Origin of the sequence: Kitasatospora purpeofusca, from assembly GCF_036010405.1 — a bacterium.
Taxonomy (GTDB): domain Bacteria; phylum Actinomycetota; class Actinomycetes; order Streptomycetales; family Streptomycetaceae; genus Kitasatospora; species Kitasatospora purpeofusca.
In genome coordinates this window covers 1,944,517-1,970,583 of record NZ_CP108561.1, presented here as the reverse complement: position 1 = coordinate 1,970,583, position 26,067 = coordinate 1,944,517, and the positions used below count along the sequence as shown (strand labels likewise).

The 26,067-nt window shown below is 75.0% G+C and carries 26 protein-coding genes; 15 read left to right on the top strand and 11 right to left on the bottom strand.

Features of this window, described 5'->3' with window-relative positions; translation table 11 throughout:
• The first annotated feature begins 211 nt into the window (after positions 1-211).
• Positions 212-1,375 (top strand): acyl-CoA dehydrogenase family protein, encoded by a 1,164-nt coding sequence (locus OG715_RS08490; RefSeq protein WP_266275887.1) that lies wholly within the window; start codon positions 212-214, stop codon positions 1,373-1,375.
• Between the two features lie 162 nt (positions 1,376-1,537).
• Here OG715_RS08490 and OG715_RS08485 read toward each other — a convergent pair whose 3' ends face one another.
• Complete coding sequence (locus OG715_RS08485) at positions 1,538-1,990, bottom strand: hypothetical protein (RefSeq protein WP_266275889.1); 453 nt, start codon at positions 1,988-1,990, stop codon at positions 1,538-1,540.
• Positions 1,991-2,266: 276 nt separating this feature from the next.
• Here OG715_RS08485 and OG715_RS08480 point away from each other — a divergent pair, with 276 nt between their 5' ends.
• The 5 genes from OG715_RS08480 (at position 2,267) to fxsA (ending at position 7,453) form a co-directional block, all read left to right on the top strand.
• The gene (locus OG715_RS08480; protein ID WP_266275891.1) at positions 2,267-2,707 is read left to right on the top strand and encodes an Lrp/AsnC family transcriptional regulator; all 441 of its coding nucleotides are present in this window, start codon (positions 2,267-2,269) and stop codon (positions 2,705-2,707) included.
• Positions 2,708-2,738: 31 nt separating this feature from the next.
• A complete protein-coding gene (locus OG715_RS08475) occupies positions 2,739-4,406 on the top strand; it encodes an amidohydrolase (protein ID WP_266275893.1) in 1,668 nt (555 codons plus the stop codon).
• A gap of 53 nt (positions 4,407-4,459) precedes the next feature.
• Positions 4,460-4,918 carry an N-acetyltransferase gene (locus OG715_RS08470; RefSeq protein WP_266275895.1) on the top strand — a complete coding sequence of 153 codons (459 nt, stop codon included), beginning with the start codon at positions 4,460-4,462 and terminating at the stop codon, positions 4,916-4,918.
• Between the two features lie 174 nt (positions 4,919-5,092).
• Positions 5,093-6,742 (top strand): apolipoprotein N-acyltransferase, encoded by a 1,650-nt coding sequence (lnt, locus tag OG715_RS08465; protein ID WP_266275897.1) that lies wholly within the window; start codon positions 5,093-5,095, stop codon positions 6,740-6,742.
• A gap of 129 nt (positions 6,743-6,871) precedes the next feature.
• On the top strand, positions 6,872-7,453 hold the full coding sequence (gene fxsA / locus OG715_RS08460) for an FxsA family membrane protein (protein ID WP_266275899.1): 582 nt from the start codon (positions 6,872-6,874) through the stop codon (positions 7,451-7,453).
• A 176-nt stretch (positions 7,454-7,629) separates the two neighbouring features.
• Here fxsA and OG715_RS08455 read toward each other — a convergent pair whose 3' ends face one another.
• The 3 genes from OG715_RS08455 to OG715_RS08445 all read right to left on the bottom strand — a co-directional run bounded on the left by OG715_RS08455 (position 7,630) and on the right by OG715_RS08445 (position 10,281).
• Positions 7,630-8,004 carry an RNA polymerase-binding protein RbpA gene (locus OG715_RS08455; protein WP_030396357.1) on the bottom strand — a complete coding sequence of 125 codons (375 nt, stop codon included), beginning with the start codon at positions 8,002-8,004 and terminating at the stop codon, positions 7,630-7,632.
• A gap of 289 nt (positions 8,005-8,293) precedes the next feature.
• Positions 8,294-9,931 carry a hypothetical protein gene (locus tag OG715_RS08450; protein ID WP_266275901.1) on the bottom strand — a complete coding sequence of 546 codons (1,638 nt, stop codon included), beginning with the start codon at positions 9,929-9,931 and terminating at the stop codon, positions 8,294-8,296.
• Between the two features lie 155 nt (positions 9,932-10,086).
• Positions 10,087-10,281: a hypothetical protein gene (locus OG715_RS08445; RefSeq protein WP_030306123.1), complete on the bottom strand. Its 195-nt coding sequence runs from the start codon at positions 10,279-10,281 to the stop codon at positions 10,087-10,089.
• Between the two features lie 354 nt (positions 10,282-10,635).
• Here OG715_RS08445 and OG715_RS08440 point away from each other — a divergent pair, with 354 nt between their 5' ends.
• The 3 genes from OG715_RS08440 to OG715_RS08430 all read left to right on the top strand — a co-directional run bounded on the left by OG715_RS08440 (position 10,636) and on the right by OG715_RS08430 (position 12,847).
• Entirely contained in the window at positions 10,636-11,040 is a 405-nt protein-coding gene (locus OG715_RS08440; protein WP_266275903.1) for an ankyrin repeat domain-containing protein, read from the top strand.
• A 24-nt stretch (positions 11,041-11,064) separates the two neighbouring features.
• The gene (locus OG715_RS08435; RefSeq protein WP_266275905.1) at positions 11,065-11,607 is read left to right on the top strand and encodes a GNAT family N-acetyltransferase; all 543 of its coding nucleotides are present in this window, start codon (positions 11,065-11,067) and stop codon (positions 11,605-11,607) included.
• 97 nt (positions 11,608-11,704) lie between these two features.
• Complete coding sequence (locus tag OG715_RS08430; RefSeq protein ID WP_266275907.1) at positions 11,705-12,847, top strand: serine hydrolase domain-containing protein; 1,143 nt, start codon at positions 11,705-11,707, stop codon at positions 12,845-12,847.
• 36 nt (positions 12,848-12,883) lie between these two features.
• Here OG715_RS08430 and OG715_RS08425 read toward each other — a convergent pair whose 3' ends face one another.
• The 3 genes from OG715_RS08425 to OG715_RS08415 form a co-directional block, all read right to left on the bottom strand.
• Positions 12,884-13,552, bottom strand: a complete 669-nt coding sequence (locus OG715_RS08425; RefSeq protein WP_266275908.1) for a vitamin K epoxide reductase family protein — start codon at positions 13,550-13,552, stop codon at positions 12,884-12,886.
• Between the two features lie 62 nt (positions 13,553-13,614).
• Positions 13,615-14,442 carry a DsbA family protein gene (locus OG715_RS08420; protein WP_266275910.1) on the bottom strand — a complete coding sequence of 276 codons (828 nt, stop codon included), beginning with the start codon at positions 14,440-14,442 and terminating at the stop codon, positions 13,615-13,617.
• A gap of 195 nt (positions 14,443-14,637) precedes the next feature.
• Positions 14,638-15,318 carry a hypothetical protein gene (locus tag OG715_RS08415; RefSeq protein WP_266275912.1) on the bottom strand — a complete coding sequence of 227 codons (681 nt, stop codon included), beginning with the start codon at positions 15,316-15,318 and terminating at the stop codon, positions 14,638-14,640.
• A gap of 413 nt (positions 15,319-15,731) precedes the next feature.
• On the opposite strand from OG715_RS08415, the gene OG715_RS08410 reads away from it, so the two are divergent.
• The 3 genes from OG715_RS08410 (at position 15,732) to OG715_RS08400 (ending at position 17,638) form a co-directional block, all read left to right on the top strand.
• Positions 15,732-16,196 carry a hypothetical protein gene (locus OG715_RS08410; protein ID WP_266275914.1) on the top strand — a complete coding sequence of 155 codons (465 nt, stop codon included), beginning with the start codon at positions 15,732-15,734 and terminating at the stop codon, positions 16,194-16,196.
• Complete coding sequence (locus OG715_RS08405) at positions 16,193-16,579, top strand: hypothetical protein (RefSeq protein WP_266275916.1); 387 nt, start codon at positions 16,193-16,195, stop codon at positions 16,577-16,579. The genes OG715_RS08410 and OG715_RS08405 overlap by 4 nt, the downstream gene beginning before the upstream one ends.
• 180 nt (positions 16,580-16,759) lie before the next feature.
• Positions 16,760-17,638 (top strand): CHAD domain-containing protein, encoded by an 879-nt coding sequence (locus tag OG715_RS08400; protein WP_266275918.1) that lies wholly within the window; start codon positions 16,760-16,762, stop codon positions 17,636-17,638.
• 34 nt (positions 17,639-17,672) lie between these two features.
• On the opposite strand, the gene OG715_RS08395 is transcribed toward OG715_RS08400, so the two are convergent.
• Positions 17,673-18,488: a uracil-DNA glycosylase gene (locus OG715_RS08395; protein WP_266275920.1), complete on the bottom strand. Its 816-nt coding sequence runs from the start codon at positions 18,486-18,488 to the stop codon at positions 17,673-17,675.
• 137 nt (positions 18,489-18,625) lie between these two features.
• On the opposite strand from OG715_RS08395, the gene OG715_RS08390 reads away from it, so the two are divergent.
• Both OG715_RS08390 and OG715_RS08385 read left to right on the top strand, forming a co-directional pair.
• Positions 18,626-19,666, top strand: coding sequence for a slipin family protein (locus OG715_RS08390; protein WP_266275921.1), 1,041 nt, complete (start codon positions 18,626-18,628; stop codon positions 19,664-19,666).
• Between the two features lie 76 nt (positions 19,667-19,742).
• Positions 19,743-20,210: a CBS domain-containing protein gene (locus OG715_RS08385; RefSeq protein ID WP_266275922.1), complete on the top strand. Its 468-nt coding sequence runs from the start codon at positions 19,743-19,745 to the stop codon at positions 20,208-20,210.
• A gap of 292 nt (positions 20,211-20,502) precedes the next feature.
• Here the strand turns inward: OG715_RS08385 and OG715_RS08380 are convergent, their stop codons facing one another.
• Together OG715_RS08380 and OG715_RS08375 are read right to left on the bottom strand one after the other, a co-directional pair.
• The gene (locus tag OG715_RS08380) at positions 20,503-20,913 is read right to left on the bottom strand and encodes a PaaI family thioesterase (protein WP_045944238.1); all 411 of its coding nucleotides are present in this window, start codon (positions 20,911-20,913) and stop codon (positions 20,503-20,505) included.
• Between the two features lie 72 nt (positions 20,914-20,985).
• Positions 20,986-23,937: an FAD-binding and (Fe-S)-binding domain-containing protein gene (locus tag OG715_RS08375; protein ID WP_266275923.1), complete on the bottom strand. Its 2,952-nt coding sequence runs from the start codon at positions 23,935-23,937 to the stop codon at positions 20,986-20,988.
• Between the two features lie 167 nt (positions 23,938-24,104).
• Between OG715_RS08375 and OG715_RS08370 the strand changes: the two genes are divergently transcribed.
• Complete coding sequence (locus OG715_RS08370; protein WP_266275925.1) at positions 24,105-24,719, top strand: hypothetical protein; 615 nt, start codon at positions 24,105-24,107, stop codon at positions 24,717-24,719.
• Positions 24,720-24,781: 62 nt separating this feature from the next.
• Here OG715_RS08370 and OG715_RS08365 read toward each other — a convergent pair whose 3' ends face one another.
• Positions 24,782-25,795, bottom strand: coding sequence for a glycosyltransferase family 2 protein (locus OG715_RS08365; protein ID WP_266275927.1), 1,014 nt, complete (start codon positions 25,793-25,795; stop codon positions 24,782-24,784).
• Between the last annotated feature and the right edge of the window lie 272 nt (positions 25,796-26,067).

Genomic DNA, 26,067 nt, shown 5'->3' with positions numbered 1-26,067 from the left:
CGTCAACCCTACGGCGGAGTCCGCGCCGGTCCGGACAGTGTTCGAGTCCTCCCCGTGACGGCGGCGCCTTGATCAGGCATACTCGCATCGCCATGCCTGTGAACGGCCGTTCACCGCAATCCGGTGCCGCCCGGCCGAGGCTGCCACATCCCCGCGCGGGCCCGACCACACCCCGGGGCCCGGCGCACGACCGAGGAGGCGACCAGCCGCTATGACCACCTCCCCCGCGAAGTCCGTGGACCGCCAGCTGCCCAGCGAGGAGGCCCGCGAGCTCCTGAACCTCACCCGGGACCTCGTCCAGCGTGAGCTGAAGCCGCGCGCCGCGGAGGACGAGGCCGCCGGCCGCTTCCCGCGCGAGGTCTTCCGCACGCTCGGCGAGGCCGGACTGCTCTCCCTCCCGTACGACGAGAAGTACGGCGGCGGCGAGCAGCCCTACGAGGTCTACCTCCAGGTGCTGGAGGAGCTGGCGTCCGGCTGGCTGGCCGTCGGCCTGGGCGTCAGCGTGCACACCCTCTCCTGCCACGCGCTCGCCACCTTCGGCACCGACGAGCAGCGCGAGCGCTGGCTGCCCGGGATGCTCTCCGGCGAGCAGCTCGGCGCCTACTGCCTGTCCGAGCCGCAGTCCGGCTCCGACGCCGCAGCCCTGCGCACCCGGGCCGACCTGGACGGCGAGGAGTACGTCGTCGGCGGCACCAAGGCCTGGATCACCCACGGCGGCGAGGCCGACTTCTACAGCGCCCTGGTGCGCACCGGCGAGGAGGGCGCCCGGGGGATCAGCTGCCTGCTGGTGCCCGGCACCCAGCCCGGCCTGTCGGCCGCCCCGCCGGAGCACAAGATGGGCATGAAGTCCTCGCCCACCGCCCAGCTGCACTTCGACGGCGCCCGCGTCCCCCGGGACCGGCTGATCGGCAGCGAGGGCCAGGGCTTCCAGATCGCGCTCGCCGCGCTGGACTCCGGCCGGCTCGGCATCGCCGCCTGCGCGATCGGCGTCGCCCAGGCCGCGCTCGACACCGCCGTCGACTACGCCCGCGAGCGCCACCAGTTCGGCCGGCCGATCGCCGACTTCCAGGGCCTGTCCTTCATGCTCGCCGACATGGCCACCCAGATCGAGGCCGGTCGCGCGCTCTACCTGTCCGCCGCCCGCCGCCGCGACGCCGGCCTGGCGTTCTCCAAGGAGGCGGCGATGGCGAAGCTGTTCTGCACCGACGCCGCGATGCGGGTGACCACCGACGCCGTCCAGGTGCTCGGCGGCTACGGCTACACCCAGGACTTCCCGGCCGAGCGCTACATGCGCGAGGCCAAGGTGCTGCAGATCGTCGAGGGCACCAACCAGATCCAGCGCCTGGTGGTCGGCCGCCACCTCACCAAGGGCTGACCGGCCCGGGGCCGCCCGTCCGCCGCCGCTCCGAAGGGGCCCGGCGGACGCCGGACGGCGCGCGAACGGCCCCCGGTGCCGCTCCTGGTCAGGGAGCGGCACCGGGGGCCGTTCTGCCGATCCTCGGGGCCGACGCGCGATGCCCGGGCGCGCGGCCGGCGCTCAGCGCCGGGAGAATCGGCCGCGCTGCTCGGGAATGACCGGCGCGGAGCCCGAACGGACCGGGCGGTGCACCATGGCGTGGGAGAACGGCTGGGTGCGCCAGTCGTGCTCGCCCGGCAGCGCGCTCAGCGCGGACAGGCCGGCCGGGTCGCCCTCCTCGGCGCACTCCACCTCGGCCAGGTCGTCGGTCGGGGTGCCCGAACCGGGGCACAGGGTGGGGGAGAAGGGGTGCCAGGCCCGGGGCAGCACGGCGTGCTGCGGCAGCCGCTCCTCGTCGCCCACCAGGGCGATGGGACGCCGGCAGGACGGGCAGTCGACCCGGACGGTCTCCCACAGCTCGGCCTCGCCCGGATCCACCCCCGGCGCACCGTCGTGGGGGACCGCGAGGTCCTCGCGGTCGGTCGTATCGTGGGCGTCGTCCGCGCCCGTCGGGCGCTGGTCGGTAACGCGCATGGTGATCCCCCTCGGATCGGGCCCGGCGTGGTCGCCCGGGGCCACAACCAGCACTTCCCGCCGACGCGGACTCATAATCCTGCAGTTCGGCGCACTGTGATGCACCGGGTGTGTCCTTCGCCACATTCGTCCGGCATGTGCCCGTACGGCACCCCGGGGCGCGCCGGATGCTGATCCGCGCCCCCCTCCCGGCCCCGCGTGCGCCCCCGGCCCGACGCCGTCCGCGCCCCCCACCGCCGCGATCCGCGCGCCCCCGAGAGGGTAGGTTTGCGCCTTGTGGAGGATCTCGATCAACGCATCGTCCGACTGCTCCTCCAGGACGGCCGGATGAGCTACACGGACCTGGGCAAGGCCACCGGCCTGTCCACCTCGGCGGTGCACCAGCGGGTGCGCCGCCTCGAACAACGCGGGGTGATCCGCGGCTACACCGCGATCATCGACCCCGACGCCGTCGACCTCGCGCTCACCGCGTTCATCTCGGTCAAACCCTTCGACCCCAGCGCCCCGGACGACACCCCCGAGCGCCTGTCCGACCTGCCCGAGATCGAGGCCTGCCACAGTGTCGCCGGCGAGGAGAACTACATCCTCAAGGTCCGCGTCGGCGCCCCCGGCGACCTGGAGGACCTGCTGGCCCGCATCCGCAGCGCCGCGGGCGTCTCCACCCGCACCACCGTCGTCCTCTCCACCCCCTACGAGGCCCGCCCCCCGAGGCTCTGACCGGCCCTCCCGGGGGTGCAGACTTGGCCCCATGACCGAACGCACCTCACGGACCGTCCTGCTGCGCGGCGGCGCCGTCTACAGCCCCGCCGACCCCTTCGCCACCGCCATGCTCGTCGAGGGCGAGCACGTCGCCTGGGTCGGCAGCGACGGCGCCGCCGAGGCCTACGCGCGGACCGCCGACGAGATCGTCGAACTCGACGGCGCCCTGGTCACCCCGGCCTTCGTCGACGCCCACGCGCACGCCACCGCCACCGGCCTCGCGCTCACCGGCCTCGACCTCACCGGCACCCCCTCGCTGGCCGCCGCCCTGGCCGCCGTCACCGCCTTCACCGCCCGCGAGCAGCCCGGCGGCGTCCTCATCGGCCACGGCTGGGACGAGACCGGCTGGCCCGAGGGCCGCCCGCCGACCCTCGCCGAACTGGACGCCGCGGCCGGCGGCGCCGCCGTCTACCTCTCCCGCACCGACGTGCACTCCGCGCTCGCCACCACCGCGCTGCGCGCCCTCACCGACGGCCTCGCCGAACGGCCCGGGTACCACCCCGAGGGCCCGCTCACCCGCGACGCCCACCACGCCGTCCGCGCGACCGCGCTCGCCCGCCTCACCCCCGCCCAGCGCCGCCACGCCCAGCGCGCCGCCCTCGCCCGCGCCGCCGAACTCGGCATCGGCGCCCTGCACGAGTGCGCCGGCCCCGAGATCTCCTCCGAGCAGGACCTCACCGCCCTGCTGGAACTGGCCGCCGAGGGCGACGGCCCCGAGGTCTTCGGCTACTGGGGCGAGCTCGCCGAGCGCGGCGGCGTCGAGACCGCCCGCCGGCTCGGCGCCGTCGGCGCCGGCGGCGACCTCTTCGTCGACGGCGCCCTCGGCTCGCACACCGCCTGCCTGCACCACGACTACGCCGACGCCGCGCACACCGGCACCTCCTACCTGAGCGCCGCCCAGGTCGCCGACCACGTCGCCGCCTGCACCGAGGCCGGCCTCCAGGCCGGCTTCCACGCCATCGGGGACGCCGCGGTCACCGCCGTCCTGGACGGCGTGCGGGCGGCCGGCGACCGGATCGGCGCCGACCGCGTCCGGGCGCTGCGCCACCGGGTCGAGCACGCCGAGGCCCTCGACGACAAGGCCGTCGCCGCCTTCGCCGAACTCGGCCTCACCGCCTCCGTGCAGCCCGCCTTCGACGCCGCCTGGGGCGGCCCGGACGGCATGTACGTCCAGCGCCTCGGCGCCGAGCGGGCCGCCGCGCTCAACCCCTTCGCCGCGCTGCTGCGCTCCGGCGTCCCGCTGGCCTTCGGCTCGGACGCCCCGGTCACCCCGCTCGACCCCTGGGGCACCGTCCGGGCCGCCGCCTTCCACCGCACCCCCGAGCACCGGATCTCGGTCCGGGCCGCGTTCACCGCCCACACCCGGGGCGGTTGGCGGGCGGTCGGCCGCGACCAGGACGGCGTGCTCGTCCCCGGCGCGGTCGCCAGCTACGCGATCTGGGCCGCCACCGACCTGGTCGTCCAGGCCCCGGACGACCGGGTGGCCGGCTGGTCCACCGACCCGCGCTCCGGCACCCCCGGCCTGCCCGACCTCACCCCGGGCCACCCGCTGCCCACCTGCCTGCGCACCGTCGTCCGGGGCCGCACCGTGCACCTCGCCGAGGCCGGGAGCAGCACGGGGACCGGCGCGGAAACCGGCGCGGAAACCGGCGAGTAGTTCGGCACGAAAACCGGATGATCGGACCGGGTCGACCGTCCTAGGTTGGCCCCATGACCGATCAGCCGTTCGTCCCCGCCGACTTCACCGTCCCCCGCGCCCTCGACGCCGAGGGGTTCCGCCTGGAACCCCTCGGCGAGCAGCACAACGAGGCCGACCACGCCGCCTGGACCGGCAGCATCGCCCACATCCGGGCCACCCCCGGCTTCGGGGACGGCAACTGGCCCCTGGCCCAGGGCATGGACCTCGACCGCAACCTCGCCGACCTGCGCCGGCACGCCGCCGACTTCGAGGCTCGCCGGGGCTTCACCTACAGCGTCCGCGCCGTCCCCGGCGACGCCGTCGTCGGCTGCGTCTACATCTACCCGGACCACGAGCGGCCCGGCGCCACCGACGTCAGCTCCTGGGTCCGGGCCGACCGGGCGGAGCTGGACGCTCCGCTCCACCGCGCGGTCTCCGCCTGGCTCGCCTCCACCTGGCCGTTCGCCGAGGTGACGTACGCCGCGCGCTGACCGGGCCGCACCGGCGCCCGTCCCGGCGCCGCGCCGGTACGCCGGGACGGCGCAAAGCGACCCTCACCTCACGCCGGGGTGTCCGGACGGGGTACCTTCTTCGGACAGCGTCCGAACAGCCGTCCCGGTGCACCACAGCGGGACGGCGTCGAGAGAGATGGTGCGACGGTGGTCATGCCCGTCACCCAGGAGCGGTCCGGTACCGCACCCGAAACCCCCGACGAGGCACCCGGCCCCGGTCCCGGCCGTGCGGCCCGGGCCCTCGCCAGGATCCGGGCCGGCCTGCCCCGCACCGGGCTGGCCGCGCTCGCCGGGCTGCTGCTCGCACTGGCCTTCCCGCCGTTCGACCTGTGGCCGCTGTCCCTGCTCGGCGTCGCCGCGCTGTCCCTGCTCACCCGGGGCCGCAGCGTCCGCCAGGCCGCCTGGACCGGCTTCGCCTTCGGCCTGCCGTTCTTCCTGATGCTGCTCAGCTGGCTGCGGGTGATCGGCTGGGACGCCACCGTCGGCCTGTCCGTCGTCGAGGCGCTCTTCCTGGCCGCCATGGGCTCCGGCCTCGCCGTCACCTCCCGGCTGCCCGGCTGGCCGCTCTGGGGCGCCTGCCTGTGGATCACCCAGGAGTGGGCCCGCGACCGGCTGCCGCTCGGCGGCTTCCCCTGGGGCCGGCTGGCCTTCGCCAACACCGCCACCCCCTACACCCCGCTGGCCGCGCTCGGCGGCGCCCCGCTGGTGACCTTCGCCGTCGCCCTGTCCGGCACCCTGCTGGCCCGGGCCGTCGTGCGGGCCACCGGCCGGGGCACCGGGCGGCGCCCGGTCGCGGCCGCGCTCGCCGCGCTCGGCGCCGTCGCCACGATGCTCGCCGGCTTCCTGGTGCCGGTGCCCACCGCGGCCGCCGACACCGTCAAGGTCGCCGTCATCCAGGGCAACGTGCCCAACCCCGGCATGGACTTCCTCGGCCGCCCGATGATGGTCCTCAACAACCACGCCGCCGCCACCGAGAAGCTCGCCGAGGACATCAGGGCGGGCCGGGCCGAGAAGCCTGACATCGTCATCTGGCCGGAGAACTCCTCCGACCTCGACCCGTTCTCCGACCCGGCGGCCTACCGGCGGATCGACGAGGCCGTCCGCGCGATCGGCGTGCCCACCCTGGTCGGCACCCTCGTCGACGGCCCCGACGAGCAGCACGTGCAGAACGAGGGCATCGTCTGGGACCCGAGGACCGGCCCCGGCGCCTCCTACACCAAGCAGCACCCGGTGCCGTTCGGCGAGTACGTGCCCTTCCGCGACCAGCTCTCCAAGGTCATCACCCGCCTCCAGCGGGTCGCCCGCGACTTCTACCCCGGCGACCACAACGGCGTCATGCAGCTCGGCCCGGCCCGGATCGGCGACGTCATCTGCTTCGAGGTCGCCTACGACGAGATCGTCCGCGACACCGTCGACCAGGGCGCCCGGGTCCTCGTCGTGCAGACCAACAACGCCACCTACGCCAGGACCGGGCAGCCGGAGCAGCAGCTCGCGATGAGCCGGCTGCGCGCCGTCGAGCACGGCCGCGCGGTGCTGATCGCCGCGACCAGCGGCATCAGCGCGGTCATCGCCCCGGACGGCACGGTCGTCCAGCGCACCGAGGAGCTGACCGCCGCCGAGCTGTCCGCGACCGTCCCGCTGCGCGACGGCACCACCGTCGCCGACCGGGTCGGCGCCGTCCCCGAGTGGACGCTCGCGGTGGCCGGCCTGCTGGCCTGCGCCGGGGGCGTGCTGCTGGGCCGCCGGCGCCGTGCGACGGCCCCCGGGGACGCCACCGCCACCGCGCCCGCCGCCGGCGAGTGACCCGCTGTTCCACCGGGCCCGCGTCCGGTGGAACACCGGCCGCCGGCCGACCGTTGGACCAGGTGGTGCCGTAGCCGGCCCGGACCTCCCGTGCGGCGCGCAGAGCACCGCCTGGAGTGGATTCGTACCGTGACCCGGCAAGACACCCCCACCCGTCCGGCCCCGCGCTCGAAGCTGCGGCGCGCGCTGCCGCTGCTGCTGACCGCCTGGCTGGTACTGGAGATCTGGCTGCTGGTGCAGGTGGGCTCCTGGCTGGGCGGCCTGACCGTGGTGCTGCTGCTGATCGCGGGCGTGCTGATCGGCGGCTGGCTGATCAAGCGGGCCGGCGCGCGCGCCCTGTCGGCGGCCTTCGAGCAGACCCGCGACCCGCGACCGGAGCAGCCGCAGACCGGCACCAGCCTGACCGTGCTGGCCGGCCTGCTGCTGATTCTGCCCGGCTTCCTCTCGGACGGGCTGGCGCTGACGCTGCTGTTCCCGCCGACCCGCGCGCTGTGGCGGGCGGCCGGGCGCCGGGCGGCCGACAAGGTGCTGCGCTCCACCGCGACGGCGGGCGCCGATCCGCTGGCGGAGGCGATGCGACTGCAGGAGCAGCTGCGGATCCACCGCCCGGACGGCAAGGTGATCCAGGGCGAGGTGGTCGAGCCGGGCGCCGGCCCGGCCGCCGGACCGCAGGGCCCGGACACCGGCTACCGTCCGCCCCTCAACGGCTGACCACCCGGGCCGCCGGCGCTCCCGACCGGGAGCACCGGCGGCCCGGCTCGGGTACGGGCGGCAGGGCGAACCGGGTACGAGGCGCAACGCGGGCCGGGTACGAGCGGCAGACGCGAAAGGGACCCTGGTGACCAGGGTCCCTTTTCGTGTTCCCCCGCCGGGTGGCGGGAGCGGGGTCAGGCGCTCTTGCGGGTGTCCCGCGGGTGGACCGCGAGGTTCATCCCACCGGAACGGAGTACGGCCAGCCGCTCGGCCAGCACCTCCTCCAACTCCTCACGGGTCCGGCGCTCCATCAGCATGTCCCAATGGGTACGCGTCGGCTTGGTCTTCTTCTCCTCGGGCTCGTCACCGTCGAGGAGTACCGCCTCCTGGCCGCAGAAGCGGCATTCCCAGGCGGAGGGGATCTCGGCCTCGACCGAGAAAGGAACCTCGAATCGGTGTCCGTTCTGACATGCGTACTCGACGGTCTGGCGGGGAGCCAGATCGATACCGCGGTCGGTCTCGTAGCTAGTGGCCCCGAGTCGCGTGCCGCGGAGAGCTCGCTCGCTCATGAATCGTGCCTCCCGGGCTTATGGCCCACAGGACTAGTGGTCGCTGTTCTTCGTCGTTCGGTCAACGCTCGGCTTCCGACGAAGATTCCCGTCCCGGGACATGCGTCGTCTGTTGTGCCGTCCCTGTTTGTACCCACCGGCGCCCGATTTGTCACATCTGGCCGGTGATATCACCCCAGGTGTCACCTATTTCACATCCGGTGATCGGTCGGCCTTTCCCGGACGAGCGTACCGGGCCGGGATTCGACGGCGGAAGCCGCCCCTCCCCTTCGGATGTGCGGCCGAGGGGTCAGGCGAGTGGGCGGAAGCGTAGCGCGGCCGGGGCCTTGGCGAGGTCCACTCCGGCGTGCGCGGCCGGATCGAGCTCCACAGGCACGGTCGGCGGGCCGTCCTGGTGCGCGGGCAGCGGCTGCGCGGACGGCACCGGCACGGGCGCCTCGGTGCGGGTGTCGCGGTGCGGCAGCAGCGCGATCACGGCGTCCCGCAGCGCGGCCGGCGCCTCCTCGTCCAGGGGGTCGACGGTGGCCGGCAGCTGGAGCCGGACCGGGGCGCCGGTGCCGATCCGGGCGTAGCCGCGGCCGGCCGGGGCGTGCGCGGCGGGCGCGATGTCCAGCGGCACCCCGAGGGCGGCGTGGCTCTCCTCGGGGCCGGCCGGGCCGAGCACCACCCGGGCCCGGGCGGTGGCCCGGACGCTCGGCGAGATCCGGTCCCTGGCCGCGATGTCGTCGGCGACGACCACGGTGACCCGGGCGGCCCGGCCGTGCCGCAGCGGCAGCTCCAGCAGGTCCTGCGGATCCGGCCGGCCCTCGGCATGGGCGAGTTCGGTCAGCTCGGTCGGGTGGTCGAGCAGCAGCCACAGCGGCCGGGTGACGTCCGCGGGCGGTGCGGCACCCGCGTGCCGGGCGGCGTTCAGGGCGGTGACCCTGCGCTCGGTCTCCTGGGCCGCCCAGTGCAGCGCGGCCAGCGCGCCGTGCAGGCTGGTCTCGACGGTGTGCACACCGGGCCGGTTGACCAGGCAGGCGTGCTCGCCGGTGCCGGCGCCGTCGATGACCATCAGGTCGGCGTACGGCAGGGCCTGGAGGGCGATCGAGCGGATCAGGCTGGAGGTGCCGTAGCCGCTGACGCCGAGCGCCAGCAGGTGCGGCTCGCCCGAGCGCGGACCGGTGCGCCAGACCACCGGCGGCTGCTGGGCGGGCATGCCGCCCTGCTGCACCGGGATGGTCCTGGCGCTGCCGTCCTCGTCGGTGAAGCCGAGCACGATCTCGCCGGGCGCGGCCACGAAGCGCTGGGCGGCGATATCGGTGGGCAGCGGTGCCAGGGCGGCGATCCGCAGCCGGTTGGACTCCTCGTCCCAGTCGAAGCGGTACTCGCGGGCCCGGCCGGCCTTGCCCTGGACGACCTGCTCGATCCGGGCCCGGGCGGCCGGCTCGGTGTCGGTGAAGTACGCGGGGTAGGCGATCTCCAGTCGGGAGAGCCGGCCCCCGGCGTCGAACTCCCACCCGGAGAAGACGTTCTTCCAGCTGCCCTCGTGGTGGTACAGCGGGACGAGCTCGTCCGGCCCGGCCAGGTAGGGGGTGAGCGCCGCGTACAGGGCGGTGAGCTTGACCTCGGCGACGTCCGGCTCGGGCGGGGCCGGCGGGGCCTTGGGCGCGCGCCCGGCCCAGGCGGCGCTGGCCATCAGCGCGACCAGGGCGAACAGCAGGCCGTGCGGCAGCAGGAAGATCCCGACCAGCATCGCGGCGACCAGGAACACCGTCGGCCCGCGCCGCTCCTTCGGGGTCGCCTGCCAGCGGCCCTTGGCCCAGGCGACGTGGTGGCGCATCCCGCGGCCGACGACGGTGAGCGGCGCGAACATGTCGGAGGCGTGGTCGCCGGCCGTGCGGGCGAGGTCGCGGCCCTTGCTGAGGTGGTGGCGGTTGAGCGGCATTCCGGGCTCCCCGGGCGAGTGGGACGGTCGGGTGGAACGGGGCCGGACAACCCCTGGCGGCGGAGGCCGGTCCGGTGGCGGCTCCGGCGGGAACGACCGGGCCCGGGGGCGGTGGGATCCGCGCCCGGGCCCGCAGAGCGGAGGGGGGAGCCCCGCTAGAACTTGATGCCGCCGAGCAGGCTGGCGAGGGTCGCGCCGCCCGCCGTGATGCTCGGCGCGATCGAGGAGCCGGCGATGTAGAAGCCGAGGAGGGCGCAGACGATCGCATGGGAGACCTTGAGTCCGTCCCTGCGGAAGAAGAGGAATGTGATGGTGCCGAACAGGACGATGCCGGAAATCGAGAGGATCACGTTCTGCTCCTCGAAGGAGGGGACGGGGACAGTGTCACGGAAAGTGCCACAATCGTGACAAAAAGTAATAGATGATGGAACGGCGCAAATGGGTGGATCTCCGGAGAAGCCCCACCCCCCGCCCCGGAGGGCGGTGTGCGAACCGGCCCCGCCGGGGCCCGGGGTGCCGCATTTCCGGTGTGCCGAGCCATTCCCGCCCCCCGGGCGGGAAGTTTCCGGGGGTGGTGGAAAGTTCCCCCGAACGGGCGCGCAACCTTCCCGCCCGCGTGTCGTGCGCTACCGTGCGTGCGGCGCGACCACCGACCACGCCGGAGCGGCCCCGACCCGGGCCGCGCCGCGGAGAAAGGCCGAGACATGACCGACACCCCCGACGCCGACGTGATCGCCCTGGCCGGCAGGCTCTTCGACGCCGCCCGGGCCGGTGACTCCGCCGCCCTCGCCGCCTACGTCGACGCCGGTGCCCCGGCCGACCTCACCAACGACCGGGGCGACACCCTGCTGATGCTCGCCGCCTACCACGGGCACGCCGTCGCGGTCACCGCCCTGCTGGAGCGCGGCGCCGACCCGAACCGGGCCAACGACCGGGGCCAGACCCCGCTCGCCGGCGCCGTCTTCAAGGGCAACGACGACGTCCTCGACGCCCTGCTCGCCGGGGGCGCCGACCCCGCCGCGGGCACCCCGTCCGCCGTCGACACCGCCCGGATGTTCGAGAAGACGGCGCTGGTCGCCCGGTTCGAGGGCCGACCGGAGGCGGGCTGAGCGAGCGCCGTAGGCTTGACGACCATGGAGAGCACCACCACCGGCGGAACCTTCGCACACGACCGCAAGGGCGACCGCATCGAGCTGCGCGTCACCGGCTTCGGACACCCCGACGCCCAGCTCCTCGCGGCCGAGGTCCAGCAGGAGTACGTCGTCCGCTACGGCGAGGGCGACCTCACCCAGCTGCACCCCGACCACTTCGAGCCGCCCGCGGGCCTCTTCGTCATCGCGTACCTCGACGGCGGGCCGGTCGCCTGCGGCGGCTGGCGCGCCAAGTCGGCGGCGCCGTTCGGCATCCGCGACGGCGACGCCGAGGTGAAGCGGATGTTCGTCCGCCCCGAGGCGCGCGGCCGGGGCCTGGCCCGGACGCTGCTGCGCCACCTGGAGCGGACCGCCGCCGACGCCGGCCGGACCAGGTTCGTCCTGGAGACCGGAACCGAGCAGCCCGAGGCCATCGCCCTGTACGCCTCCGAGGGGTACGCGGCGATCGAGAAGTTCGGCATCTACCGCGAGCACCCGCAGAGCATCTGCCTGGGCAAGGAGTTCGACGGCGCGTCCGCCGTCTGACCCGCGCCCCGGACGGGTAGCCTCCCGAGGGGGACCGACCGGCCCCCTCGGGAGGGGCACCGGCCGACGGCCGGTGACGGGCGGGGGAGAACCGCGGATGACCGGACCGGTACCGCCCGTCGAAGTCTTCGAAGCCGCCGAACCCATCGACCCCGTCCGAGTCCCCGGAGTCCCCGGAGCCCCCGAAATCGCCGCTCTCGGTGAACTCGCCGAACCCGACGGCCCGTTGGCCCGCCTGGTGGCCGAGGGCCTGCGCAGCGCCGGGACCGGCGGCGTCTGGTCGGTGGGCGACGCCGGCGGCGTCCGGGTCCGCGGCCGGACCGGCCCCCTCGGCCAAGGCCCCTGGGCCGCACGGGAGATGGACCACGACACCGTCTTCGACCTGGCCAGCATCACCAAGATCGTCGCCCTCTGGCCGTGCGCCGGAGCCCTCCGGCAGACCGGCCGGCTCCCCCTCGACCGCCCCCTCGCCGACTACTGGCCCGCCGCCGCCCGACACCCCGTCGGCATTTTGACGGCCCGTCAACTCCTCACCCACACCGCCGGAATGCCACTGCGCACCCGCTTCGCCGAACTCTACGGCGACGACCCGGCCGCGATCCGGGCCGGCGTCCTCGCCGCCCCGCTGCACCGCCCGCCCGGCGCCGCCGTCGAATACACCGACCGGGCCGCCGTTCTGCTCGGCCACCTCGTCGAGGACCTCGCCGGCGCACCGCTCGACCGGCTCGCCGCCCGGCAGGTCTGGCAGCCGCTCGGCATGACCGACACCCGCTACGGCCCGCTCGGCCCGGACACCGCCCACCGCACCGCCCCCACCGAGTACGAGCGCACCGCCGACGGCATCCTGTGCGGCACCGTGCACGACCCCTCGGCCCGGCTGCTCGGCGGCGTCTCCGGCAACGCCGGCGCCTTCTCCACCGCCCGCGACCTCGAACGCTTCCTCACCGCCCTGCTCGCCCCGCCCGCCGGACTCCCCTGGGGCGACCCCTGGATCACCGAGTCCCTGCGCGTCCACACCGGCGGACTCGCCCCCGCCCGGGGCCTGTCCTGGCTCTGCGCCGCCGGCACCGACCCCGCCGCCGGCACCTTCGTCCACTACGGCTTCACCGGCACCGCCGTCTGGATCTCCCGCCGCCGCGGCCGCTGGGCACTGCTGCTCACCAACAAGGTCCACTACGACCGCGACTTCCAGCCGCTCACCGACCTCCGCAACGCCTTCCGCCGGGCCGTCCTCGGCTGACGGCCCGGCGGGGCGCACGCCCCGTGCTGCCGGGTGTCAGAGCAGCGTCGACCAGTAGGACCAGAAGCGGTTCAGGACCAGCAGCGCGATCACCGCCGCCCACAGCACCGGCAGGGCCCAGTGGTAGCGGGCCGCCTCCCGGACCACCGGCCGCAGCCGGGGGCCCACCGGGATCACCCCCGACCGCAGATTGTGCAGCGTCGTGTACCAGAACAGCGCCACCACCGTCACCCAGACCACCATGCAGTACGGGCACAGCGCGCCGATGTCGTACAGCGCCTGGACGATCAGCCAGTGCATGAACCCGACCCCGAGCACCGTCCCGGCCTGCAGCCCCAGCCAGAACCAGCGCCGGTACGCGGCCCCCGCCAGCAGACCCGCGCCGACCGCGGCCAGCGCGCCGAACGCCGCCAGCCCCAGCAACGGGTTCGGGAAGCCGAACACCTCGGCCTGCGCGGTACGCATCACCGAACCGCAGCTGATCACCGGATTGATGTTGCAGCTCGGTATGTAGGACGGATCCTCCAGGATCCGGAGCTTGTCGAAGGTCAGCACCGCCGAGGCGGCCAGCCCGACCAGGGCGCACAGCAGGACGAACAGCGAGAACGCGCGGCCCGCGCCGACCGGGCCCGGACCGGGCACGGCCGGACCGGAGGGAACGGGGCGGGAGGAGGAGTGGGACGGCAGAGCGGTCGATGCGGTCATGGCAGAGCACTCCGTGGGTCAGGAAGGGCCGGCCCGGCCGGGGACGGCCGGGCCGGTGGTGCTCACTGCAAGCCCGCGGCCTGCTTCACCTGCGCGGTGAACTGCTCCGCCGTCAGCGCCTTGTTGCCGCTGAACAGCGTGAGCGGCTTGCCGTCCACCTTCACCGTCGGGGTACCGGTCACCCCGCTGTCGTTGAACGCGTCCGCGACCTTCTTCGCCCACGGCGCGTACGTCCGGTCCGTGACCGCCTTGACGAAGGCGTCCGTCTTCAGGCCCGGCACCTTGTCGGCCAGCTCCAGCAGGTGGTTGACGTCGCCGAAGCCGTCCTCGCGCTCGTCCGGCTGGTTGGCGTACAGCACGTCGTGGTACGCCTTGAACTTGTCCGCGCCCTCGTTCACCGCGGCGCCGATCGCCGCCAGCGCGGTGCGCGAGCCCTTGCCGCCGAGGTTCTTGTCCAGGAACGCGGCCAGGTGGTACTCGACCTTGACCGTGCCGTCCTCCACCAGCTTGCGGACCGCGTCCCCGTTGGCCGCCTCGAAGTTCTTGCACACCGGGCAGCGGAAGTCCTCGAACACCTGGAGGGTGTGCGCGGCGTCCGCCTTGCCGTACGTGATGACCGTGCCGTCCGCACCCGAGGTGTTCGCCGGGACGACCATCGCGGTCGGCTCGACCGTGTCCGCCGCCGAGGACTTGCTGTCGCCGCCGGCCGTGCTGATCGCCAGCGCGGTGCCGCCGACCAGGGCGAGACCGACCACGAGCGAGACGCTGACGACTATCCGCCGGCGACGCGCGTTCGCCTGCTTCTCCAGGCGCTGCGCCTCCTGGATGCGCTCACGGGCGCTGATCTTCTGGGACTGCTTGCGGGAGGGCTTCTGGTTGGGGTGAGCCATGTCGGTCCAACTCCGTAATGGGGCGCGCCGAGGGGCGCGCGGAGGTGTCCCCACCCCGGCGCACGGCGTACGGCGCGGGCGCGCGGAGGCGCCGGCGGAAGTACGGGCCGGAGGGGACTACTGGGCGGGAGGCGGAGGCGCGCACCGCCCGCCGGACACCTGGGAGCCCGTCGCGGGGCAGTCGTCAGGACGTCGTCAGCGGGCAGGCGCGAACAGCGGCGGGCCGCGGCGCGGGGCCGGACTCAGCACCACGTCCTCGCGGCACGGGCGGCGGCGGTCCGGGACCGGCAGCGGCACCCGCAGCACCGGCCGGGCCGGTGCCGGAACCAGCAGCGCGACCAGCGCCCGCAGCGGCGCCGCGACCGCCTGGCGCAGCGCGCGCAGCGCCCGCAGCAGGCCGGACAGGGCCGCGTCACCCAGCCGCAGCCAGGCCGCGGCGGCCAGCGCGATCACCAGGTGCACCAGCAGGAGCAGCAGTTGGGTGGCCGCGGGCGCCAGCCGCCCGGAGTGCCCCAACTGGCCGTAGAGCAACGACGACCCGTCCACCGAACCGCCGCCGCAGACCAGCAGGTTCATGCCGCGGGCGGGGAGGTCGGCGCCGAGGACCGGACCACAACTGGTCTGGCCCAGATTGAACGTCGTGTTGAGCAGCAGCTCGACCGGGACCAGCACGGCCGCGATCTGCGTCAACCGCCGCTCCCCGCCGGCCAGCACGGCCGCGACCAGGAAGACGACGGCGGTCGCGACCACCACCAGGGTGAGCGGCAGCGGGCGACCGGTGATCACCACCTGGCCCAGCGCGGACAGCGGCACGGCGAGCGCGGTGAACACCGCGGCCCGCAGGGCCCTCGTCGCGTGGGTGGAGGAGGTCGTCACGCTCGGGAGTATGTCACGGCCCTTACGCCGGGCACGAGGGTGCGTCGGGGCCGGCGGCCGGATCGGCGCACAGATTGTCCCGCATCGGTCGTTCGTTCGCGGTCCGGGGGCGGGGAGTTCACCGGGGCGATGGGTTTGACGGCGCGAGGGCGGGTGACGGGCCGTCAGTCGCTGACGGGGCGGTGGGACGGTCCGACAATCGAGCGATGGACTATGCCCATGGCCCGGGGCCGGGGGTGCCCGCGGTTCCGTCACCGTCGTGGCCGTGGCCGCCGGGACCGTGGTTCCCGCCGCATCCCCCGCAGCCGTCGCACCCTCCGCACTCCGCGACGTCCTGCCCGTCGCCTTCGCCTTCTTCCACGCCTTCTTCCACGCCTTCGCCCACGCCGTCCTCCTCGCCGTCGGTGCCCTCCGTGCCGTCGCCGTCGCCGTCGTCCTCCGCCCAGCCGTCCGCACCGGCCCCCGTCGTGCCGACCGCCACCCCGTCCCCCGAGCCGGCCGCACCGTCGCCCGTGCGGACCACGCCCGCCGTCCCCACCACCCCGACCGCCACCCGGCAGCCCGTGAAGCCCGCCCCGCCGCCGCTCCCGCCGCACGCCGCCGTCACCCTCCGGCCCGGACCCGAACCCTCCCCCTCGCCCCCGCACCCACAGGCCCCGCCCAACTGGACGGCACAGCCCTCGCCCATGCCCCCGCCACCCGCCCCGACCGCCACCCTCACCGCCGTCGCCGCCGCACCCCCGCCCCCCGCCGCACCCCCGGCCGCCGGACTCGACCCCACCACCTGGACGACCGTCCTCCTCCTCACCGTCCTCGTCCCGGCCGCGCTCGCCGCAGCCCTCGGCCACCACCACACCAGCACCCGGAGTCGCCGATGAACCCCGTCCCCCTGCTCAGCGCCGCAGCCTGCGTGACCCTCGCCGTCGGCTCCCTGGCCGTCGCCCACCGACTGCGCCCCGCCGTCCCCGAGGGCGAACTACCGCCCGAACCCCACCCCGTCCTCTCCAGCATCGGCTCCGGACTGCTCTCCGGATTCATGCTGCTCACCGGCTTCCTCGTCGCCACCGGCTGGGCCGCCCGCAGCACCGGCATCCTCCCGCCCCGCGGCCTCTACCTCGCCGACATCGCCGCCGGCACCGCCGTCCTCCTCTACCCCGCCCTCGCCGGCCTCCCCTTCACCCCCCGCTACACCACCGCCGTCGTCTTCTTCGCCGCCCTCGTCGGCTACACCATGTGCCTCGCCATCCAGCTGCGCCCCTGACCGCACCCGCGCCGCACGGATGCCGCATCGGCGCACAGGACGTCGGACCCGCCGACTTCCCACTCCGTCGGGGACAGGCGCGGGCGGCGGACGGGTGGCGGAAAGGTGCGCTGCCCCGGGGCAGGGGCGCGGGCTAGCCTGGAGGCGATTCCCGGACGCCCCGGAAGGGGGTGCAGGCGGATGGCCGACGACAGGGTCACCGTGGGTGAGGTGGTGCTCGGACGGATCCGGGCGCAGGCCGAGGTGCTGGCCGGGCTGGACGAGGCCGTGCGCGCCGACGAACCGGACGCGGTGCACCGGATGCGGGTCGCCTGCCGGCGCCTGCGCAGCGCGTTCCGGACCTACCGGCGACTGCTCGCCCCCGGAGCCACCGACGAACTGGTGGCCGAGCTGCGCTGGCTGGCGGCCGCTCTGGGCCGGGCCCGCGACCAGGAGGTGCTGGGCGAACGGCTGGCGGCACGCGCCCGGGAACTGCCCGCGGAATGCCGACCCGAGCAGGTCGCCGCCGAACTGGAACGCCGGGGGAAGGCCGAGTACCGCCGGGTCCGGCCCGAGGTCGTCGCCGCCCTGGACAGCCCCCGCCGCCGGGCACTCGCCGACGGACTGGCCACGCTGCTCACCGAACCGCCGCTCCGCGGCCGGGCGGACCGCGCGGCCGGCCCGGAGCTGACCCGGGTCGCCGCCCGGGAACAGCGGCGCACCGCCGACCGGATCCGGACCGCGCTGGCCGACGGGGGCGAGGAACAGGACATCGCGCTGCACGAGGCCCGCAAGGCCGCCAAACGCGCCCGGTACGCGGGCGAGACGGCGCTGCCGGTCGCGGGCCGGGCGGCCGAACGGTACGTCGCCCGGATGAAGGCCGTCCAGGAGGTCCTCGGCGAGCACCAGGACGCGGTGGTGGCCTCGACCGCGCTGCGCGAGCAGGCCCGCGCCTCGAAGGAGCCGTTCGGCTACGGCGTGCTCTACGGGCAGCAGTTGGCGGAGGCGGAGCGGGCGCGGCTCGCGCTGCCGGAGGTGTGGGAGCGGGCGTCCGGCCCGGAGCTGACCCGGTTCGGCTGAGGCAGCGGGGGAGCGCGGCGCCGTCCCCCGGGCGTCACTCCTCCGCCGGGTCGAGCCCCGCGGCCCTGGCGGCGGTGCGGAGCAGCTCGCGCAGCATCACGGTGCTGAGCCGGCCGGTGTTCGTGTTGCGCGGGCTCACGTGGTAGCAGCCGTACAGCTCCAGCGGCGGGCCGCCGTCGCGCGCGGTCAGCGTGACGTGCGCGCCGTGGCCGAACCGGGGCCGGGGGCGCGGGACGGTCCAGCCGGCCGCGTCGAGCACCGGGAGCAGCGTCTGCCAGGCGAACCCGCCGAGCGCCACCACGCTGCGCACGGTGGGGCGGAGCAGTTCGAACTCGCGGGCGATCCAGGGCCGGCAGGTGTCGCGTTCGGCGGTGCTCGGCTTGTTGTCGGGCGGGGCGCAGCGCACCGGGTCGGTGATCCGCACACCGTGCAGGGCGAGGCCGTCGCCGTGCCGGACGGAGAGCGCGCGGTTGGCGAGGCCCAGGTGGTGCAGGGCGGCGTAGAGCAGGTCGCCGGAGGGGTCGCCGGTGAAGATCCGGCCGGTGCGGTTGGCGCCGTGCGCGGCGGGGGCGAGTCCGACCAGGACGAGGGGGGCGTCGGGCGGGCCGAAGCCGGGGATCGGACGGGCCCAGTAGTCCCAGTCCAGGTAGGCGCGGCGTTTGACCCGGGCCGTCTCCTCGCGCCACCCGACCAGGCGGGGGCAGGCCCGGCAGCCGGTGACGACGCGGTCGAGGACGGTGAGGTCCGGCGCCCGGGCGGCGGCCGCGGCGGGGTGCAGTGGGTGGTCCGGGGCCTCGACGGCCTCGGCGACCTCGGCCGGGGCGGGTTCCTCGGCGGTGGGCTGCGGCATGGCGACGATCCTAGGGCTTGCGGGGGATTCGTCCCGGTCCGAACGGGGCAGGCGTAGCGTGGAACCAGCTGTTCCGGCGGCCGTCGGCAGGCTGGGTCGGCGACGGCCGGGGCTCGCTGCCGCGCGAGGAGGCCGTGATGGTCGTCGATGTGGTGATAGCGGTCGTGGTCGTCGTGCTGCTGCTGACGGCGGTGGTGGCGGGGCTGAGCCTGCGCGTGGTGCAGCAGTTCCAGCAGGGCGTGGTGTTCCGGTTCGGCCGGGTGCGGGACGAGGTGCGCGGGCCGGGACTGGTCGCGCTGATGCCCGTCGCGGACAAGCTGCGCCGGGTGAATGTGCAGATCGTGACGCTGCCGATCCCGGCGCAGGAGGGCATCACCCGGGACAACGTGACCGTCCGGGTGGACGCCGTCGTGTACTTCCGGGTGGAGGACCCGGTCAAGGCGATCATCAATGTGCAGGACTACAACTTCGCCATCTCCCAGGTCGCGCAGACCTCGCTGCGGTCGATCATCGGCAAGAGCGAGCTGGACGACCTGCTGGCCAACCGCGAACCGATCAACCAGGGGCTGGAGCTGATGATCGACAGCCCGGCCCTCGGCTGGGGGATCGAGATCGACCGCGTGGAGATCAAGGACGTCGCCCTGCCGGAGTCGATGAAGCGCTCGATGTCCCGGCAGGCGGAGGCCGAGCGGGAGCGGCGGGCGCGGATCATCACGGCCGACGGCGAGTTCCAGGCGTCCGCGCGGCTGTCGGAGGCGGCAGCGGTGATGAGCGCGACCCCGGCGGCGCTCCAGCTGCGGCTGCTGCAGACGGTGGTGGAGGTCGCTGCGGAGAAGAACTCGACGCTGGTGCTGCCGTTCCCGGTGGAGCTGCTGCGCTTCCTGGACAGTGCGGCGGAGACCCATCGGCGGGCCGCGGGCGAGGCCGACAGCCGGGCCGCAGCCGAGGCCGCTGCGCCGACGCCCGGGGAGCCGGCCGAGGTGCCGGGCACGGAGCGCGGGACGCCTTCGGTGCGCGCTGCCGAGGTCCACGAACTCCCTCCGCTGGAAGAGCTGTTGGGGAGCCCGCCGCTCGATGTGCCGCCGGTCCCGCCGTTGGACCCGCCGGCCGATGTGCCCGACGACGGTCCGGCCGATTCGTCGGAGGGTCCCGAAGGCGGGCGGGGCGCCGCCGCATAGGCGGCCCGGTGGCGGGGCCCCGGCGGCCGGACCACGATGGAGTGACGGGAGTGGCAGGCAGGTCAGGAGGCCGATCATGACCAGTGCGGGCGACATCATGCATCAGGGGGCCGAGTGCGTGCGCGAGCACGAGACGCTCGCCACGGCGGCCCGGCTCATGAAGGAACGCGACGTCGGGGCGCTGCCGATCTGCGGTGAGCGGCAGAAGCTCCTGGGGATCCTCACCGACCGGGACATCGTGCTCAAGTGCGTCGCTGAGGGCCTCGGCCCGGAGCAGGTGACAGCGGGCGAGGTGGCCCAGGGGCGGCCGATGACGGTGGAGGCGGACGAGGACGTCGAACAGGTGCTGCGGGTGATGGAGCAGTACCGGGTCCGGCGCCTGCCGGTGATCAACCACCCGGAGCACGAGCTCGTCGGCATGATCAGCGAGGCGGACATCGCGCGCGGCATGCCGCAGACGCGGCTGGCGGAGTTCGTGACGGCGGTCTGCGCCGAGGACTCGCCGCGCTCGACGGAGGTGCTGGAGACGCCGCAGAGCGCCTGACGGGCGAGGCAGTACGAGGGAGGCCGGCTCGGCCCGGGGCACGCCCCGGGCCGACCCGGTGTGGTGCCTTGGACTTCGCTCGCCTCGCCGTTCCCCGCACTTTGCAAAGTAACACTTTGCAAAGTGCGGAGAAGGACAGAATGGGCGGAAATGAGCGTGATGAGCCCAGTGGATGGGGCGGCCGCACACTTTGCAAAGTGCACTTTGCAAAGTGTGCGAAGCGGGGGAAGTAGCAGGGCAGAGGCAGAGGGGCGGTGGGGAGCAGGGGCCGGGGGAGGGACTGCCGGGAGGCTCAGGCCAGGGCGTAGACCGTGGTGGCGTGGGCGGCGGGCTCCTCCTCGCCCTCGGCGGTGAGGGTGATGTCCAGGAACGCGATCCGTCGGCCCAGCTTGGTGACCCGGGCGTGCACCAGGACGTCCTGTCCGACGACCGCGCGCTGGAAGCTGGTGGACTGCTGGACGGTCGTCATCGGGCCGAAGCCGCCCCGGGCGGCGGACACCGCGATCACGCTCGCGGTGTCCGCCGCCGCCATCAGCGCCTGGCCGGACAGCGCGCCGCCCTCCCGGGCGAGCTGGTCGGACCACGGCAGCCGGAGCACGGCGTGGCGCTCTCCGGTCCCGGTCACCGACAGGCCGAGCGCCTGCACCCAGGGAGCGAAGTTGTCGGCCAGGATCTTGTCCGCCTCGGCGGTGGTGAGGGTCATGGCGTCATTGTGGTGGCCGCCGCGGACGGTGTCAGGGACTCGGCGCGCCCGGCCGTCGGGGCGGCGGGCCGGCTACTCGGTCGAGGGCGGCTCCCGCTGCTCCCGCAGGGCCCGGAGCATCAGCTCCGCCAGGTGCAGCGCCCGCCGCCCGTCGGCCAGTTGGGCGATCTGGGTGCGGCAGCTGAAGCCGTCCGCGAGGATCACGGTGTCCGGTCCGGCGGCCCGGACCTCCGGGAGCAGCACCCGTTCGGCGATCGCCGCCGAGATCCCGTAGTGCCCGCGTTCGAAGCCGAAGTTGCCCGCGAGCCCGCAGCACCCGGAGTCCAGGACCCGGTTGGTGACGCCCATCCGCCGCTCGATCCGGCGGTCCGCCGCGCTGCCGAGCACCGCGTGCTGGTGGCAGTGGGTCTGGGTGACGGCGTTCACCGGCAGTTGCGGCAGCGGCGCGTCCGGCGCGTACTCGTCGACGAACTCGGCGAAGGTGCGGGTGCGTTCGGCCAGGGGGCGGCCCTCCGCGCCGAGCAGGCGCGGGACTTCCTCGCGCAGGGTGGCGGTGCAGCTCGGGTCCATCCCGACGACGGGTGTGTCGGCGGGCAGACCGGTGGCGGCGAGCGCGGCCAGGCTGCGGCGCATCACCCGCCGGGCGCCCGGGAGTTGGCCGGTGGAGTACCGGGTCAGGCCGCAGCAGACCGGTCCGGCGGGCAGTCGGACGTCGAAGCCGAGGTGTTCCAGGACCTCGACGGCCGCGCGCAGGACCTCCGGCTGGAGGTGCTCGGAGAAGGTGTCCGGCCAGAGCAGGACGGGCCGCGCGCCGGCCGGGGCCGGACGCAGGGCGCGGCGTCGCCGGTACCAGCGGGTGAAGGTCTCCGGGGGCAGCACCGGCAGTGCCCGGCGCCCGTCGATGCCGCCGAGCCGCTTGAGCAGCGGGGCGGCCGCTGAGCGGCCGATCGCGTTGACCGGGCCGGGTGCGAGCGCGGCGCCGCGCAGCCACAGCGGCAGCAGGCCCATCGCGTAGTGCGCGGCGGGCCTGGGCCGGTGCCGGTAGTGCTGGTAGAGGAACTCGCTCCGGTAGGTGGCCATGTCGACGTGGACCGGGCAGTCGCTGGCGCAGCCCTTGCAGCCCAGGCAGAGGTCCAGCGCCTCGCGGACCTCGGCGGACCGCCAGCCGTCCGTGATCGCGGCCCCGGTGCCGGGAAGCGTTCCGGTACCGGGGAGTGCCCCGGCGCCGCGCAGCATCTCGGCGAGCAGCCGGGCCCGCCCGCGGGTCGAGTGCCGTTCCTCGCCGGTGGCCATGTAGCTCGGGCACATCACACCGGTGGTCGTATCGATGCACTTGGCGACCCCCACGCAGCGGCGGACGGCCTTGGCGAGGCTGCCGTCGTCCTGCTCGTACGGCAGGGCGAGCGGCAGCTCGCGCGCCGGCCGCCCGCCGAAGCGGAGGTCGGCGTCCAGCGGGCGCGGGTCGACCGCGATGCCGGGGTTGAGCAGGTTCTCCGGGTCCCAGATCTGCTTGAACTCGCGGAACAGGTCGATGACTTCGGGTGCGTACATGCGCGGCAGCAGTTCGCCCCGGGCCTGTCCGTCCCCGTGCTCGCCGGAGAGCGAACCGCCGTGCGAGACCACCAGGTCGGCCGCCTGTTCCATGAACTCCCGGAACACCGGCAGCTCTTGTGGCCGGGTGAGCGGGAAGTCGATCCGCAGGTGGACGCAGCCCTCGCCGAAGTGCCCGTACGGGACGCCGCGCAGGCCGTGCCGGCGCAGCAGGGCGCGCAGTCCGCGCAGGTAGTCGCCGAGCCGCTCCGGCGGGACGGCCGAGTCCTCCCAGCCGGGCCAGGCCTCGCCGCCGCCGGGCAGCCGGGTGACGATCCCGGCACCGGCCTCGCGCACGGCCCAGAGCTGGCGCTGCTCGGCCGGGTCGGTGACCACGGCGGCGGTGGCGGTGCGTTCGCGACGGACGGTGTCGGCGAGCCGGCGGGCGGCGTCGAGGGCCTCGGCGGCGGTGGCGCCGCCGGTTTCCAGGAAGAGCCAGCAGGCGCCGTCGGGCAGCCGGTCGAGGGCGGGCGGGCGCGGTCCGGCGGCGAGCAGTGCGGCGATCAGGTCGGCGGCCATGCCCTCGACGGTGAGCGGGCCGAGCGGCAGCAGTGCGGGCACGGCGTCGGCGGCGGCCGTCTCGTCCGGGTAGCCGGCGACCACCAGGGCGCGGGCGGGCGGCTCCTCGACGAGCCGGACGGTGGCGCCGAGCAGCAGCGCGCAGGTGCCCTCGGTGCCGGTGAGGGCGCGGGCCAGGTGGTGGCCGCGCTCGGGCAGCAGGGCGTCCAGCGGGTAGCCGGAGACCCGGCGGGGGAGTTCGGGCAGGCCGCGCCGGACGGTGGCGAGGTTCCGGTCGGTGAATTCCTGGAGGCGGTGGTGGAGCAGCCCCTCGGGGCCGGGCCGGGCGGCGAGGGCGGCGCGTTCGGCGGGGGTGAGCGGGCCGCCGACGGTCAGTTCGGTGCCGTCGGCGAGCAGCAGGTCCAGCGATTCGACGTTGTCGGCGGTGCGGCCCCAGGCGACCGAGTGGGCGCCGCAGGAGTCGTTGCCGATCATGCCGCCGAGCGTGCAGCGGCTGTGGGTGGACGGGTCCGGCCCGAACCGCAGGCCGTGCGGGCGGGCGGCGCGCTGGAGGTCGTCGAGGACGGTGCCGGGCTGGACGCGGGCGGTGCGGCGCTCCGGGTCGACGCCGAGGACGGCACCCAGGTGGCGGCGGAAGTCGAGCACCACCGCGCCGGGGCCGATCGCCTGCCCGCCGATGCTGCTCCCGGCGCCGCGCGCCACCACGGGCACCCGGTGGTGGCGGCAGAGCGCGAGGGCGGTGCGTACGTCCTCGGTGTCGGCGGGCTTGACCACGCCGAGCGGCAGGTGCCGGTAGTTGGAGGCGTCGTGGCTGTAGACGGTCCGTTCGGCGGCGTCGAACCGGACCTCGCCGCGCAGCGCGGCGGCCAGCTCGCGCGCGAGCTCGGTGCCGGGGGTGGTCTCGGGGCGGCTCACGGGCGGTCCTCCCTGGCGGTGGCGAACGGTCCCCGCCGATCATCGCAGCCCGCCCCGGGGAACGGCACGGGGCGAGGGCCGTCTTCGAACCCGCGTCGGCCGGGCGGGACGGGTGCGGAGGAAAAGCGCTGGCGGCGCTCCCGGGGAGTGTGGGACGGTCGGTCTCCGTGACCATCGAGAATCCTGACGACCCCCGCCGCTTCATCGCCCATCTGCCGATCGGCGAGCGGCTCCCGATACCGGAGGACGCGGCCCCCTCCTGGTCGATCTTCCCCTACGAGGGCGAGCTGACCGTCCGTCCGCTGGACGCCCCCGTGCTGCCCGAGCCCGGCCGGCACGGCGAGGCCGGGGCGGCGGAGTGCCACGAGTGCCGCCGTCCGGAGGAGGACTTCGTCTGGACCGACGAGCACTGGCGGCTGAGGGCCTTCGACGCGCCGCACGGCCTGCCCGCCGTGCTGTTCCTCGGCCCGCGCGAGCACCACGACCTGACGGACCTGCCGCCGGCCCGGGCGGTCGAGCTCGGTCCGATGCTGCAGCGGGTGGAGCGGGCGGTCCTGGCACTCGGCGGTATCGGGCGCGTCCATGTGAACCGCTGGGGCGACGGCGGGGCCCACCTCCACCTGTGGCTGATCGCCCGCCCCGAGGGCCAGCGCCAGCTGATCGGCTCCACTCTCGCGCTCTGGATGGACCTGCTCCCGCCGCTGCCGGACGAGCTCCGCGCCGACACCCTGCACCGCATCGCCACCGCGATGGCGGCCGACGGCGGCACCGCGCACGCCTGACCCCGCGCACGGGGGCGGCACGGGCCCGCGCCGCCCCCGTCCCTGCCCCGACCCCCCTGGCCTCAGCGGCGGCGGGAGGCGCCGGTGAGCGTCCCGGCGGCGATGTGGGAGAGCTTGGCCACCTCGAAGGCCGGGTAGGCACCCCCGGCCAGCAGGGAGAACTTGACGCCCTCGCGGCCGCCCGGGCGGCGGTGGCCGGGCGGCTGGAAGCGCCGGTGGTGCTCGGCCGCGCGGTGGAAGAACTGCGGGCGCTCGGCGCGGGCGACGCAGCCGGCCAGGTCGAAGACGAACAGGTAGTGCCGGACCATCCGGGTGAACAGGGCGTCCCGGACGGGCCCGGGGGCGTCCAGCTCGTCCAGCAGCGCGAAGGTCCGCTCGTACTGGTCGAAGAGGTCGAAGCTGCTGCTCCCCGGCGAGCCGGTCGGGTGCACGGTCTCGCGGCGGCGCAGCTGTACGCAGGCGCGCGGCAGGACGGCGATCCGCCGGGCCGTCAGCATCGCCCGGTGGACGACGGGGACCTCCTCGTAGCGGCCCTCGGGGAAGGCCAGCGCCTGCCCGCGCCAGTGTTCGAGCCGCACCAGGCGGTCCCAGATCAGCGGCGGCGCGCCCAGCAGCTCGGGACGGTCCGCCGGGCCGAACACCTCGGGTCCGGCCTCGGCCAGCAGCGTCTCGGCGCCGCCGGGCCAGTCCCGGCCGGCGTGCTGGCGGGTGTGTCCGAACAGCAGCAGGTCGACCGGCCCGGTCCGCTCCAGGTGGTCGGCGAAGGAGCTGAGGGCGTCGCGGGCGAGCAGGTGGTCGGCGTCCAGGAACAGCAGGTACTCGCCGCGGGCCCGGGCGGCGCCCGCGTTGCGGCCGACGCCGACGCCGACCGCCGCGTCGAGCTGGAGGACGGAGACCTGGGGGTGCCGGGCCGCGTAGCGCTCGACGAGCTGGGCCGGGCAGTCGGGGGACCGGTCGGCGACCACCAGCACCTCGAAGTCGCGGAAGGACTGGGCGAGCAGCGAGTCCAGGCAGTCCGCCAGCTGTTTCTGCTGGTCGTAGGCGGGGATCACGACGCTGATCAGGGGTGAGGGCATGACGCCGGAGCGTAGGAGCGCCTGCGAACGGTGGCAAAGCCCTGACGGTCCGTAAATACGGTCAAGATCTGTCAAATCGTATGGACGTACGCCATATCTTCACCAGCTGCCCCGGTCGCGTCCACGTCAGGAACCTCCGCTCCGTCGGCGCCCTGTTCCGCCGGTGCCCCGCGCCGCCGGTTCGGCGCGCGGCATCCGCCGACGGCGGGCAGTCTGGAGGCGATGCCGCGGGGACGCCGCGGGACGGCACACGGACAGCGCGGGGACACTGC

Excerpts from the sequence above, each read along its gene's own strand:
- OG715_RS08490 (WP_266275887.1), top strand. The coding sequence starts at position 212 with ATGACCACCTCCCCCGCGAAGTCCGTGGACCGCCAGCTGCCCAGCGAG.
- OG715_RS08485 (WP_266275889.1), bottom strand. The coding sequence starts at position 1,990 with ATGCGCGTTACCGACCAGCGCCCGACGGGCGCGGACGACGCCCACGAT.
- OG715_RS08475 (WP_266275893.1), top strand. The coding sequence starts at position 2,739 with ATGACCGAACGCACCTCACGGACCGTCCTGCTGCGCGGCGGCGCCGTC.
- OG715_RS08470 (WP_266275895.1), top strand. The coding sequence starts at position 4,460 with ATGACCGATCAGCCGTTCGTCCCCGCCGACTTCACCGTCCCCCGCGCC.
- lnt (WP_266275897.1), top strand. The coding sequence starts at position 5,093 with ATGCCCGTCACCCAGGAGCGGTCCGGTACCGCACCCGAAACCCCCGAC.
- OG715_RS08455 (WP_030396357.1), bottom strand. The coding sequence starts at position 8,004 with ATGAGCGAGCGAGCTCTCCGCGGCACGCGACTCGGGGCCACTAGCTAC.
- OG715_RS08450 (WP_266275901.1), bottom strand. The coding sequence starts at position 9,931 with ATGCCGCTCAACCGCCACCACCTCAGCAAGGGCCGCGACCTCGCCCGC.
- OG715_RS08440 (WP_266275903.1), top strand. The coding sequence starts at position 10,636 with ATGACCGACACCCCCGACGCCGACGTGATCGCCCTGGCCGGCAGGCTC.
- OG715_RS08435 (WP_266275905.1), top strand. The coding sequence starts at position 11,065 with ATGGAGAGCACCACCACCGGCGGAACCTTCGCACACGACCGCAAGGGC.
- OG715_RS08430 (WP_266275907.1), top strand. The coding sequence starts at position 11,705 with ATGACCGGACCGGTACCGCCCGTCGAAGTCTTCGAAGCCGCCGAACCC.
- OG715_RS08425 (WP_266275908.1), bottom strand. The coding sequence starts at position 13,552 with ATGACCGCATCGACCGCTCTGCCGTCCCACTCCTCCTCCCGCCCCGTT.
- OG715_RS08420 (WP_266275910.1), bottom strand. The coding sequence starts at position 14,442 with ATGGCTCACCCCAACCAGAAGCCCTCCCGCAAGCAGTCCCAGAAGATC.
- OG715_RS08405 (WP_266275916.1), top strand. The coding sequence starts at position 16,193 with ATGAACCCCGTCCCCCTGCTCAGCGCCGCAGCCTGCGTGACCCTCGCC.
- OG715_RS08400 (WP_266275918.1), top strand. The coding sequence starts at position 16,760 with ATGGCCGACGACAGGGTCACCGTGGGTGAGGTGGTGCTCGGACGGATC.
- OG715_RS08395 (WP_266275920.1), bottom strand. The coding sequence starts at position 18,488 with ATGCCGCAGCCCACCGCCGAGGAACCCGCCCCGGCCGAGGTCGCCGAG.
- OG715_RS08390 (WP_266275921.1), top strand. The coding sequence starts at position 18,626 with ATGGTCGTCGATGTGGTGATAGCGGTCGTGGTCGTCGTGCTGCTGCTG.
- OG715_RS08385 (WP_266275922.1), top strand. The coding sequence starts at position 19,743 with ATGACCAGTGCGGGCGACATCATGCATCAGGGGGCCGAGTGCGTGCGC.
- OG715_RS08380 (WP_045944238.1), bottom strand. The coding sequence starts at position 20,913 with ATGACCCTCACCACCGCCGAGGCGGACAAGATCCTGGCCGACAACTTC.
- OG715_RS08365 (WP_266275927.1), bottom strand. The coding sequence starts at position 25,795 with ATGCCCTCACCCCTGATCAGCGTCGTGATCCCCGCCTACGACCAGCAG.